General features: G+C 71.1%; 11 protein-coding genes. 6 read left to right on the top strand and 5 right to left on the bottom strand.

Features of this window, described 5'->3' with window-relative positions; translation table 11 throughout:
• The first annotated feature begins 35 nt into the window (after positions 1-35).
• From ACLJQF_RS20625 to ACLJQF_RS20600, 6 genes are all read left to right on the top strand, one after another.
• Complete coding sequence (locus tag ACLJQF_RS20625) at positions 36-1,637, top strand: FAD-binding protein (RefSeq protein ID WP_410610779.1); 1,602 nt, start codon at positions 36-38, stop codon at positions 1,635-1,637.
• A 34-nt stretch (positions 1,638-1,671) separates the two neighbouring features.
• Positions 1,672-2,835, top strand: coding sequence for a 3-hydroxy-9,10-secoandrosta-1,3,5(10)-triene-9,17-dione monooxygenase oxygenase subunit (gene hsaA / locus ACLJQF_RS20620; RefSeq protein WP_410610778.1), 1,164 nt, complete (start codon positions 1,672-1,674; stop codon positions 2,833-2,835).
• Positions 2,835-3,680 (top strand): 4,5:9,10-diseco-3-hydroxy-5,9,17-trioxoandrosta-1(10),2-diene-4-oate hydrolase, encoded by an 846-nt coding sequence (gene hsaD / locus ACLJQF_RS20615; protein ID WP_410610776.1) that lies wholly within the window; start codon positions 2,835-2,837, stop codon positions 3,678-3,680. The genes hsaA and hsaD overlap by 1 nt, the downstream gene beginning before the upstream one ends.
• On the top strand, positions 3,680-4,591 hold the full coding sequence (gene hsaC, locus ACLJQF_RS20610; protein ID WP_410610774.1) for an iron-dependent extradiol dioxygenase HsaC: 912 nt from the start codon (positions 3,680-3,682) through the stop codon (positions 4,589-4,591). Before hsaD ends, hsaC begins: the two co-directional genes overlap by 1 nt.
• Entirely contained in the window at positions 4,588-5,127 is a 540-nt protein-coding gene (hsaB, locus tag ACLJQF_RS20605) for a 3-hydroxy-9,10-secoandrosta-1,3,5(10)-triene-9,17-dione monooxygenase reductase subunit (protein ID WP_410610773.1), read from the top strand. Before hsaC ends, hsaB begins: the two co-directional genes overlap by 4 nt.
• Positions 5,128-5,600: 473 nt before the next feature.
• Complete coding sequence (locus ACLJQF_RS20600; RefSeq protein WP_410610771.1) at positions 5,601-6,200, top strand: hypothetical protein; 600 nt, start codon at positions 5,601-5,603, stop codon at positions 6,198-6,200.
• Here the strand turns inward: ACLJQF_RS20600 and ACLJQF_RS20595 are convergent, their stop codons facing one another.
• The 5 genes from ACLJQF_RS20595 to ACLJQF_RS20575 form a co-directional block, all read right to left on the bottom strand.
• Positions 6,201-6,455, bottom strand: a complete 255-nt coding sequence (locus tag ACLJQF_RS20595; RefSeq protein ID WP_013224398.1) for a Smr/MutS family protein — start codon at positions 6,453-6,455, stop codon at positions 6,201-6,203.
• Positions 6,452-6,901: a hypothetical protein gene (locus ACLJQF_RS20590; RefSeq protein WP_410610770.1), complete on the bottom strand. Its 450-nt coding sequence runs from the start codon at positions 6,899-6,901 to the stop codon at positions 6,452-6,454. Before ACLJQF_RS20590 ends, ACLJQF_RS20595 begins: the two co-directional genes overlap by 4 nt.
• Positions 6,886-7,947: an MBL fold metallo-hydrolase gene (locus tag ACLJQF_RS20585; protein WP_410610768.1), complete on the bottom strand. Its 1,062-nt coding sequence runs from the start codon at positions 7,945-7,947 to the stop codon at positions 6,886-6,888. The genes ACLJQF_RS20590 and ACLJQF_RS20585 overlap by 16 nt, the downstream gene beginning before the upstream one ends.
• A 10-nt stretch (positions 7,948-7,957) precedes the next feature.
• The gene (locus ACLJQF_RS20580) at positions 7,958-8,974 is read right to left on the bottom strand and encodes a fatty acid desaturase family protein (RefSeq protein ID WP_410610767.1); all 1,017 of its coding nucleotides are present in this window, start codon (positions 8,972-8,974) and stop codon (positions 7,958-7,960) included.
• Between the two features lie 184 nt (positions 8,975-9,158).
• Positions 9,159-11,537, bottom strand: coding sequence for an ATP-binding cassette domain-containing protein (locus tag ACLJQF_RS20575; RefSeq protein ID WP_410610766.1), 2,379 nt, complete (start codon positions 11,535-11,537; stop codon positions 9,159-9,161).
• Positions 11,538-11,557 lie beyond the last annotated feature (20 nt).

Genomic DNA, 11,557 nt, shown 5'->3' with positions numbered 1-11,557 from the left:
AGACGAGAACGTGTTTCAGTTCTAGGGTAGCGACCATGGACGCACTCGTCGCGGACGTGGTCATCGTGGGGTTCGGGGCGGCCGGTGCCTGTGCCGCCCTCGAGGCGGCCGATGCGGGCGCCGACGTCATCATCGTCGAGCGCTTCGCCGGCGGCGGGGCCAGCGCGGTCAGCGGTGGCGTCGTCTACGCCGGTGGGGGTACCGGCCAGCAGCTCGACGCGGGCGTCGACGACTCCGTCGACGCGATGTACGCCTACCTGCGCATGGAAACCGGGGACGTCGTCTCCGAGCGGACGCTGCGGCGGTTCTGCGAGGGCAGCCGCGAGATGATCACCTGGCTCGAGGGCAACGGCGTGCCGTTCGAAGGCAGCCTCTGCCCGTACAAGACGTCGTACCCGAGCGACCGGCACTACCTCTACTACTCCGGCAGCGAGGCCGCCGGCGGGTTCCGCGACGCGGCGAAGCCGGCGCCGCGCGGCCACCGCGTCAAGGGGCCCGGGACTTCGGGGAAGATGCTGATGGCGCGGCTCAAGGCGGCCGTGCGCGCCCGCGGCATCCGGGTGCTGACCCAGACGACCGCCCGGACCCTGATCCGCGACGGCGCCGGCCGCGTCACCGGGCTCGTCGTCGACACCCTGAGCGAGGCCCCCGCGTCGGTGCGGGCGCGGCACCAGCGCCTCTCGCAGTACGCGGCGAAGCCCGGGATCTACGTGCCGTCGCTGCGCAGGTCGCTGCACCGCCGGGTCGAGCGGTTCGAACGAGCGCACGGCCGTGAGCTGCGGATTTCCGCCCGGTGTGGGGTCGTGCTTGCCGCCGGCGGCTTCATCGCCGACCGTGAGATGGTGCGCGAGCACGCGCCGGCCTACCGCGGCGGGCTCCCGCTCGGCACGTCCGCCGACGACGGTTCGGGCATCCGGCTCGGCCTCTCGGCCGGTGCCGCGACCGGCGAGCTCGGCCGGATCTCCGCGTGGCGGTTCATCACGCCGCCGAGCGCGTTCCTCGGCGGGATCATCGTCGACGCCGCGGGCCGGCGGGTCATCGACGAGTCCCGGTACGGCGCCGCCGTCGGCGAGAAGCTCATCGAGGAGCACGGCAGCAAGGGCTGGCTGCTCGTCGACGCGCCCATTGTCGCCGAAGCCCGCCGCGACACGAAGGCGCAAAGCCAGTGGTTCCAGGGGTTGCAGCTGCGGTACCTGCTGCGGCGCGGCCGCGTCACCGGCACGTCGGTGGAAGAGGTGGCGCGCAAGGCCGGCGTCGATCCCCAGGGGCTGCGCGCGAGCGTCGAGGCCTACCACGGCGACCGGGATCCCGTGGGCAAGCCGACCGAGTTCGTGCGGCGCCTGGACAACCCGCCGTACTCGCTGATCGACATCTCGGTGCGGCCGAACCTCGGGTATCCCACGCCGATGCTCACGCTCGGCGGCCTCGTCGTCGACGAGGACACCGGCGCGGTGCGGAGCACGGCGGGGGCGCCCATCGCCGGCCTGTACGCCGCCGGCCGCACCGCTGTGGGAATCTGTTCCAGGTCCTATGTGAGTGGCCTGTCGCTGGCCGACTGCGTGTTTTCCGGTCGGAGAGCGGGGATCAACAGTGCCCTGGCGCAGGGTGTTCTCGACAAAAACGAGAACGTGTTCTAGTCTTGCCGTACTGAAGACTAGAGAGGAACTGCGCATGAGCGAGCAGGTGATCGCCGGGGTCCGGGACCTCCTGCCGGTCCTGCGGGAACGGGCCCAGGACACCGAGGACGCGCGCCGCGTCCCCGAGGAGTCCGTCAAGGCCCTGCAGGAGACCGGGTTCTTCAAGCTGCTGCAGCCGAAGCTCCACGGGGGCCTCGAAGCCGACCCGGTGAGCTTCTACACCGCGGTCAAGCTGATCGCGAGCGCGTGCGGGTCCACCGGCTGGGTCGCCTCCATCCTCGGCGTCCACCCGTGGCACGTGGCCCTGTTCGACGCGCAGGCGCAGCAGGAGGTGTGGGGCGAGGACCAGGACGTGCGGATTTCCTCGTCGTACGCGCCGATGGGCAAGGCCGAGGTCGTCGAAGGCGGCTACCGGCTTTCGGGCCGGTGGAGCTTCTCCTCCGGCTGTGACCACTGCACGTGGGTGCTGCTCGGGGGACCCGCGTTCAAGGACGGCAAGCCGGTCGACTTCTGCAGTTACCTGCTGCCGATCGCCGACTACTCCATCGTGGACGTCTGGGACACGATCGGCCTGCGCGGCACCGGTTCGAACGACATCGTCGTCGAGGACGTCTTCGTGCCGCAGCACCGGGCGCTGAGCTTCATCGCGACGTCGAAGTGCCGGGTGCCGGGCCAGGCGGTCAATCCGGGCCCGCTGTACCGCCTCCCGTACGGTTCGGTGCACCCGACCACGATCACCGCGCCGATCATCGGCATGGCCCAGGGTGCCTACGACGCGCACGTCGAGCACCAGCGCAAGCGCGTCCGGGCCGCGTACGCCGGTGAGCAGTCCAAAGAGGACCCGTTCGCCAAGGTGCGGATCGCCGAGGCGGCCAGTGAGATCGATGCTGCCTGGCTGCAGCTGACGCGCAACATCGAGGAGCTGTACGAACTCGCCAAGCGCGAGGAACGGCTGCCCGTGGACCTGCGGCTGCGCGTCCGGCGCGACCAGGTGCGCGGCACGGAACGCGCGATCGCCGCGATCGACCGGCTGTTCGAGAACTCCGGCGGCCGGGCCATCCAGCGTGGCACGCCGATCCAGCGCTTCTGGCGTGACGCGCACGGCGGCCGGGTGCACGCGGCCAACGACGCCGAGCGCGCGTACGTCATGTTCGGCACCGGCGCCTTCGGGCTCCCCGTCGAGAACTCGATGTACTGATGGCCGCGCCCGAAGGCAAGTACGTCCAGGCGGGCTCGCTGAACCTGCACTACCACGAGGCCGGTGCGGAACACGCCGAGACGGTGATCCTGCTGCACGGCGGCGGGCCCGGCGCGTCGGCGTGGAGCAACTTCGGGCGCAACCTGCCGGAGTTCGCCAAGCACTACCGGACGATCGCGCTCGACCAGCCCGGCTTCGGGCGGTCGGACAAGCCGGCCGAGCACCCGCAGTACTTCCGGCACAGCGCGGACGCCGTCGCCGGCCTGATGGACGCACTGGGCATCGAGCGCGCCCACTTCGTCGGCAACTCCCTCGGCGGGGGCGCGGCGGTGCGGCTCGCGCTGAACCACGGGAAGCGGGCCGGGCGGCTGGTGCTGATGGGGCCGGGCGGGCTGAGCGTCAACCTGTTCGCGCCCGATCCGACCGAGGGCGTCAAGAACCTCGGGCGGTTCGCGGCCAAGCCGTCGCGCGAACGCATGGAGGCCTTCCTGCGGATCATGGTCCACGACCAGGCGCTGATCACCGACGAGCTGATCGACGAACGCTTCGCCGCCGCGAACACCCCGGAGTCCCTGGCCGCGATGCGGGCCATGGGGATGTCGTTCGCGCAGCCGGACACCTACGAAGAGGGCATGCTCTGGCGCGAAGCCCACCGCCTGCGCCAGCGGGTCCTGCTGATCTGGGGACGCGAGGACCGCGTCAACCCCCTGGACGGGGCGCTGGTGGCGCTCAAGACGATTCCGCGCGCGCAGCTGCACGTGTTCGGCGGCTGCGGGCACTGGGCCCAGCTGGAGAAGTTCGACGAGTTCAACCGGCTGGCCCTCGACTTCCTCGGGAGTTCCTGATGGGCATCCGGTCACTGGGCTACCTCCGCATCGAAGCCACCGACATGGCCGCGTGGCGCGAGTACGGGCTCAAGGTGCTCGGCATGGTGGAAGGCAGCGGCACCCACCCGGACGCGCTCTACCTGCGCATGGACGACTTCCCGGCGCGGCTGGTCGTCTCCCCCGGTGCCGCGGACCGTCTCGCGGTCACCGGCTGGGAGGTCGCCCACGCGGCGGAGCTGGCCGAGCTGCGGTCGCGGTTGGACGCCGCGTCGGTGCCCTACAAGGAGGGCACGCCGGACGAGCTGGCCGACCGCCGCGTCGACGAGCTGATCAGCTTCGACGACCCGTCGGGCAACACCCAGGAGGTGTTCCACGGCGTCGCGTTGCAGCACCGGCGCGTGGTGAGCCCGTACGGCCACAAGTTCGTCACCGGCGAGCAGGGGCTCGGCCACGTCGTTTTGTCCACAAAGGACGACGAAGCGTCGCTGCGGTTCTACCGCGACGTCCTCGGCTTCCGGCTGCGCGATTCGATGCGCCTGCCACCGCAAATGGTCGGGCGCCCCGCGGACGGGCCGCCCGCGTGGCTGCGGTTCTTCGGCTGCAACCCGCGCCACCACAGCCTGGCGTTCCTGCCGATGCCGACGCCGAGCGGGATCGTGCACCTGATGGTCGAGGTGGAGAACACCGACGACGTCGGCCTGTGCCTCGACCGCGCGATCCGGCGGAAGGTGCCGATGTCGGCCACCCTCGGCCGGCACGTCAACGACCTGATGCTGTCGTTCTACATGAAGACCCCGGGTGGTTTCGACGTCGAGTTCGGCTGCGAAGGCCGACAGGTCGACGACGACAACTGGATCGCCCGCGAGAGCACCGCGGTGTCGCTGTGGGGCCACGACTTCTCGGTCGGCGCGCGGCCCCCGGGCGCATGACGTCCGTGGCGGTCGACCAGACCGAGTTCCGCAGCGTGCTCGGGCACTTCTGCACCGGTGTCACGGTCATCACCGGCCGCGACGGCGACACCCTCGCCGGGTTCGCCTGCCAGTCGTTCGCGGCGCTGTCGCTGGACCCGCCGCTGGTGCTGTTCTGCCCGAGCCGGACGTCGCGGACGTGGCCGGTGCTCGCCGCGGCCGGCCGGTTCGCGGTCAACGTGCTGGCCGAGGACCAGCAGGAGGTCAGCGCCGTGTTCGGCGCCCGCGGGGAGGACAAGTTCGCCCGGGTCGGCTGGACGCCCGCGCCGTCCGGAGCGCCGCTGCTCGACGGTGCGCTGACCTGGATCGACTGTTCGCTGGAAGCCGTGCACGAGGCGGGCGACCACTACGTCGTGATCGGCCGGGTGACGGCGCTGGGCGCGCCGTCGGAAGTTCGCCCGCTGCTGTTCCACCGCGGTCAGTACGCGGTCACCGAGCCGGCCCGGGACGTGCTCGCGGCCATGCTGCCCTGGCCCCGCCCCGACGACTGGCTGTAACCGCCCCGGCCCGGACGTCGCGAATGACTCATTCGGGACCTCCGACGATGCTGTTGGCGAATTCGGGTTCGTGCCCACCGGAGCGGCCAACTCGCCGACCGGAGCGGCCAACTCAGCGGCTGCAACGGCCAACACGCCGGAGAACCCGGGCGAGTTGGCCGGTCCGGGTGGCGAGTTGGCCGGTCCGGGCGATCCCTCGCCACCGAGCCGGCCTCAGCACACCCGCCCGAATAAGCCAACAGCACCCTCCGACGTCGCGAATGGGTCATTCGCGACGGTGAAGCCGGCCGGATTGCCCGTGGGGCGGCCGGAATCAGGTGACGATGCGTGGCCGCCGATCGCGCTGCGTTGGCGCGACCGGGTGGTTGTGCACGGGTTCACAGGTGGGCCGCATCCCATTGACGAGAGAAAGCCGAGTCCCGGCGCGCACACTGTTACCGAGAAGACACCTTCCCGGGAGGAGTGAGTCGCGCATGCGTGGGCCCAGCGGACGGATCGCCCGGTTCGGGCGCCGGCTACGCCCCGGCCGCAACCCCGTGGCCCGGGCCGGTGACCGCGTCGAAGCTCTCCTGCTGCTCCTGGCCGTGGCCGGCGCGCTGCTCGCGATCCCGTTCGCGGCGGCGTTCGGCTCCGAGACGTACGCGGCGCAGACGGCCCGCGCGGCGCAGGAGCGCACCACCCGCCACCCGGCGACGGCGGTCTCCCTCGCGGCGGCGTCCGGTCAGCCCTACAGCACCGACGGCGCGGGCGCCCCGGCCGCCCAGACCACGGTCCCGGCAGCCTGGTTCGACGCCCGCGGCACCCGCCACACCGGCGACGTCCTGGCCGACCCGGGCAGCCCGGCGGGCACCCGCGTATCGATCTGGCTGGACCAGCGCGGCGAGCTGGCGGGCGAGCCGCTCTCGGCGTCGACCTCGGCGGCGGACGGCGTGTTCGCGGCGATCCTGCTGTGGGCGGCGATCACCGGCGCGCTGGCGGGTTTGTACTTCTTCGCCAGGTTCGTGGTGACCCGCTTCCACGCGGCGGCCTGGGACCGGGCGTGGTCGCAAGCCCGCCACGACAGCCGGTTCTGATCACTTCCAGCGGAAGTGCACGAACACCCGGCCGAAGTTGTCCTTGTCCTTCTCGACCCGGTGGTACAGGGCCTTGACGTCCTTGCGCTCGAGGAACCGCAGGACGTGCTTCTTCAGCTGACCCGAACCCTTGCCGGGGATGATCTCGACCAGCGGCGCCTTCTTGGCGACGGCCTCGTCGATGATCGCCCGCAGGGCCCGGTCGATCTCGCCGCCGCGGTTGTAGACGTCGTGCAGGTCCAGCTTCAGCTTCACAACGCCTCCCGGGCTCGAAGGGCCGCCGCCCGCACCCGGCGGGTGCGGCCCTGTTCGGCCAGCACCGCGAGCGCGGCCGGGGCCGCGGGCTCGGCGCACGCCCGTCGCTGCAGCCAGTCGGACGCACTCGTCAGCTCACTCTCCCGCCAGCCCTCGTCGCGCGTGATCGCGTGCAGCAGCACCCACTCCCGCAGCCGCCGGGCCGGGAAGCGGTGGTCCGCCACCAGCGCGCCGATCCGGGCCGCCCACGCCGGGAAGCCGGGGCCGGTCAGCAGGGCTGCCGCGCGCAGGTCGAGGTGGCGCGCGACCGCCGACTCCGCCATCACCCGGTCCGGGGCGGTGAGCACCGCGCGGACCAGCGCCGGCTCGTCGTCGTCGGAGACGTTCGCGAACTCGAGCAGGTAACGCGCGTACCGCTCGTGCTCGCCGGTCACAACGCCTGCCACCAGCCGTCCACCGCGGGCGGCTCGGCCGCGTCGATGCGCTCACCCGGGCGGGGGATCGCCAGCGGGAGGTCGGCCTCCTTCGCCTCGCTCCACACGCGGTCGGCCGGCTCGCCCCACGGGTGCATCGCCAGCTGGAACGTCGCCCAGTGCACCGGGACCAGCAGCTTCGCCCGGACGTCGAGGCCCGCCGCGACGCCTTCCTCCGGCGTCATGTGGATGTCCGGCCAGAGCGGGGCGTACGCGCCGATCTGGATCAGGGCCGCGTCGAACGGGCCGTGCTCCGCGCCGATCGCCGCGAACCCGTCGAAGTAGCCCGTGTCGCCGCTGTAGAACACCCGGTGCTCCGGGCCCAGCAGCGCCCACGACGTCCACAGCGTGTCGTCGTTCGTGATGCCGCGGCCGGAGAAGTGCTGGGCCGGGGTCGCGACGAAGCGGACACCCGCCACCGTCGCCTCTTCGTGCCAGTCCAGCTCGATGATCCGGTCGGCCGGGACGTGCCAGCGCTCCAGGTGCGCGCCGACGCCGAGCGGGACGAGGAAGGGCGCCTGAGACGATGTCACCAGCGCGCGGACCGTCGCCAGGTCGAGGTGGTCGTAGTGGTCGTGCGAGATCACCACGGCGTCGATCCGGCCGAGGGCCGACAGCGGCACCGGCGGCTCGTGCAGCCGCCGCGGGCCGGCGAACGCCGCGGGGGAGACCCGGTCGCTCCAGACCGGGTCGAGCAGCACGCGGGCGCCGTCGAGCTCGACCAGCGTCGAAGCGTGGCCGTACCAGGTCAGGTGCAGGCCGTCGGCCGACTCGACCGGCGCCGTCGCCACCAGCGGCACCGCGCCGGCGGGTTTGCGCAGCTCACGGTGCTCGCCGAAGAACATCTCGCGGAAGATGGTCCGCATCGAGGCCGCGGTCATCGGATGCCGCGGCGCCGCGTTGCGGAACACCTTGCCGTCGAACTGCGGCGAGGAGCGGACCCGCTCGGCCCGGGCGCCGGTCGCCTTCGCTCCGAACGCCGCCGGCAGGTCGCGCAGAGACGCGATCGTCTTCCTCATGGGATCGAGTCTACGAACGGTTCCTGAGAGGGGCCCCAGCTTCATGCAGGTGGGTGAGGGCCTGCCGGTAGGACTCGACCAGGCTCGTCTCCAGGTACGGGATGCCCAGCTCGGCGCAGTAGGCCTGGACGATCGGCTGCGCCCGCCGCAGGTGCGGCGACGGCATGCTCGGGAACAGGTGGTGCTCGATCTGGTAGTTGAGGCCGCCGAGGGCGACGTCGGTGCCGACGCCACCGCGGACGTTGCGCGAGGTGAGCACCTGCTTGCGGAGGAAGTCGAGCTCGGTGCGCCCGGTCAGCGTCGGCATGCCCTTGTGGTTCGGCGCGAAGATCGATCCCATGTAGACACCCCACAGTCCCTGGTGGACGGCGAAGAACAGCACCGCCATGCCGGGACTGAGCACGGTGAACAGCGCGCTGAGGTAGCCGACGAAGTGCGCGGCGAGCAAGGCGGCTTCCAGGCCACGGCGGCGCAGCCCCGGCTTGCGGACCGCGCGGACGCCGGACCAGTGCAGGTTCAGCCCTTCGAGGGTGAGCAGCGGGAAGAAGAGGAACGCCTGGTACCGCCCGATGAACCGGGGGACACCGCGGCTGGCGCGCGCCTGGTCCTTCGACCAGACGAGGATGTCCGGATCGACGTCGGGGTCGAGCTCCTCGTGGTTCGGGTTGGCGTGGTGGCGGGTGTGCTTGTCCATCCACCAGCCGTAGCTCATCCCGATCCCGAGGTTCCCGGCGAGCAGGCCGGCGATTTCGGTGGGCCGCCGTCGCCGGAACACCTGTTTGTGCGCGAGATCGTGCGAGAGCAACGCGATCTGCCCGAACAGCACCGCCATGAAGGCCGCGACGGCGAGCTGCCACCACGAGTTCCCGAGCAGCGCGAAGGCCACCCACCCGGCGGCGAACAACCCGGTCACGACGGCGATCCGGGCGGTGTAGTAGCCGGGACGGCGTTCCATCAGGCCGGCGGCGGAGATGCGGTGGCTCAGCCGGGCGAAGTCGCTGCCGACCTGGTTCTCGGTGGTGGTCACCCACCCGAGTCTTCGCGCCCGGGGCGGGCACCGGAACCCTGTGCGCCCCAGGCGCTGTGCGGGGGCCAGCCCTACCGCCCACGCTGGTATACGCGCACCGGCTTCCCATGTCTGCCGCGGCTCGTCGTGAGTGGTAATTAGGGTTAGAACCCGAATTACCACTCACGACCGGTCGGGACGGGCGTCAGGCGATGTACTCCGCGAGGTGCTTGCCCGTCAGCGTCTTCTTCCGTGACTTCACCAGCTGCGCCGGCGTGCCCTCGAAGACGATCCGGCCGCCGTCGTGGCCGGCGCCCGGGCCGAGGTCGATGATCCAGTCCGCGTGGGCCATTACCGCCTGGTGGTGCTCGATGACGATCACCGACTTGCCCGCGTCCACCAGCCGGTCCAGCAGGCCCAGCAGCTGCTCGACGTCGGCCAGGTGCAGGCCCGCCGTCGGCTCGTCGAGGACGTACACCCCGCCCTGCTCCGCCATGTGCGTGGCCAGCTTGATCCGCTGCCGCTCGCCGCCGGACAGCGTCGTCAGCGGCTGGCCGAGCGTCAGGTAACCGAGGCCGACGTCGGCCAGGTGCGTGAGGATCTTGTGCGCCGCCGGCAGCGCGGCGTCACCGGACGCGAAGAACGCCTGGGCCTCGGTCACCGGCATCCCGAGCACCTCGCTGATGTCGCGGCCGCCGAAGGTGTACTCCAGCACGTCGGCGTTGAACCGCTTGCCCTCGCAGACCTCGCACGGCGTCGCCGTACCGGCCATGATCCCCAGGTCCGTGTAGATGACGCCGGCGCCGTTGCAGTTCGGGCACGCCCCTTCGGAGTTGGCGCTGAACAGGGCCGGCTTGACGCCGTTGGCCTTGGCGAACGCCTTGCGGATCGGCTCCAGCAGGCCCGTGTACGTCGCCGGGTTGCTCCGGCGCGAGCCGCGGATCCCCGTCTGGTCGACCGTCACCACGCCCTCCCCGCCGGACACCGAGCCGTGGATCAGCGAGCTCTTGCCCGACCCCGCCACCCCGGTGACGACCACCAGCACGCCGAGCGGGATGTCGACGTCGACGTCCTGCAGGTTGTGCGTGGCCGCCCCGCGCACCTCCAGGACGCCCGACGGCGAGCGCACCGACGACTTCAGCGACGCCCGGTCGTCCAGGTGCCGCCCGGTCAGCGTGCCACTGGACCGCAGACCGTCCACAGTGCCCTCGAAGACGATCTCGCCACCCTCGGTGCCGGCCCGCGGGCCGAGGTCGACGACGTGGTCGGCGATCGCGATCGCCTCCGGCTTGTGCTCCACGACCAGCACCGTGTTGCCCTTGTCGCGCAGCTGCAGCAGCAGGTCGTTCATGCGCCGGATGTCGTGCGGGTGCAGCCCGATCGTCGGCTCGTCGAAGACGTAGGTGACGTCGGTGAGCGACGACCCGAGGTGGCGGATCATCTTGGTGCGCTGGGCTTCCCCGCCGGAAAGCGTCCCGGATGGACGGTCCAGGGAGAGGTAGCCGAGCCCGATCTCGGCGAACGAGTCGAGGGTGTGCTTCAGCGCGTCCAGCAGCGGCGCCACGGACGGCTCGGACAGCTTCCCCACCCACGCGGCGAGGTCGCTGATCTGCATGGCGCAGGCGTCGGCGATACTGATCCCGTCGATCTTCGACGACCGCGCCTCCGCCGACAGCCGCGTACCCGCGCAGTCCGGGCAGGTCTGGAACGTCACCGCCCGCTCGACGAACGCGCGGATGTGCGGCTGCATCGCGTCGACGTCCTTGGACAGGAAGGACTTCTGGATCGCCGGGACGAGCCCCGAGTAGGTCAGGTTGATGCCCTCGACCTTGATCTTCGTCGGTTCCTTGTACACCAGGTCGGCGAACTGCTTCTTCGTGTACTTCTTGATCGGCTTGTCCGGGTCGAAGAAGCCGGAGCCGCGGAAGATGCGGCCGTACCAGCCCTCCATGCTGTAGCCCGGGATCGTGATCGCGCCCTCGTTGAGCGACTTGTTCTCGTCGAACAGCGCGGTGAGGTCGATGTCGTTGACCTTGCCGCGGCCCTCGCAGCGCGGGCACATGCCGCCGGTGATGCTGAAGCTGCGCCGCTCCTTGATCTGCCGGCCGCCCTTTTCGATGGTGACCGCACCGGCGCCGCTGATCGAGGCGACGTTGAACGAAAACGCCTGTGGCGAGCCGATGTGCGGCTGCCCGAGCCGGCTGAAGAGGATGCGCAGCATCGCGTTCGCGTCGGTGGCGGTGCCGACCGTGGAGTGCGGGTTGGCGCCCATCCGCTCCTGGTCGACGATGATCGCGGTGGTGATCCCGTCGAGCACGTCGACGTCCGGTCTCGCCAGCGTCGGCATGAAGCCCTGCACGAAGGTGCTGTAGGTCTCGTTGATCAGCCGCTGCGACTCGGCGGCGATCGTGCTGAACACCAGGGAGCTCTTGCCGGAGCCGGAGACCCCGGTGAACACCGTCAGCCGCCGCTTGGGCAGCTCGACGCTGACGTCCTTGAGGTTGTTGACGCGCGCGCCGTGGACGCGGATCAGGTCGTGGCTGTCGGCCACGTGCGGTGCGTTCTTCCTCGTGGGCTTGCTCATCGGGGTTCTCCAGCTTTCGG

Source organism: Amycolatopsis sp. lyj-109 (genome assembly GCF_046548995.1).
Classification (GTDB): Bacteria; Actinomycetota; Actinomycetes; order Mycobacteriales; family Pseudonocardiaceae; genus Amycolatopsis.
The sequence above is the reverse complement of the archived record's forward strand: the minus strand, read 5'-3'. Positions and strand labels throughout refer to the sequence as shown.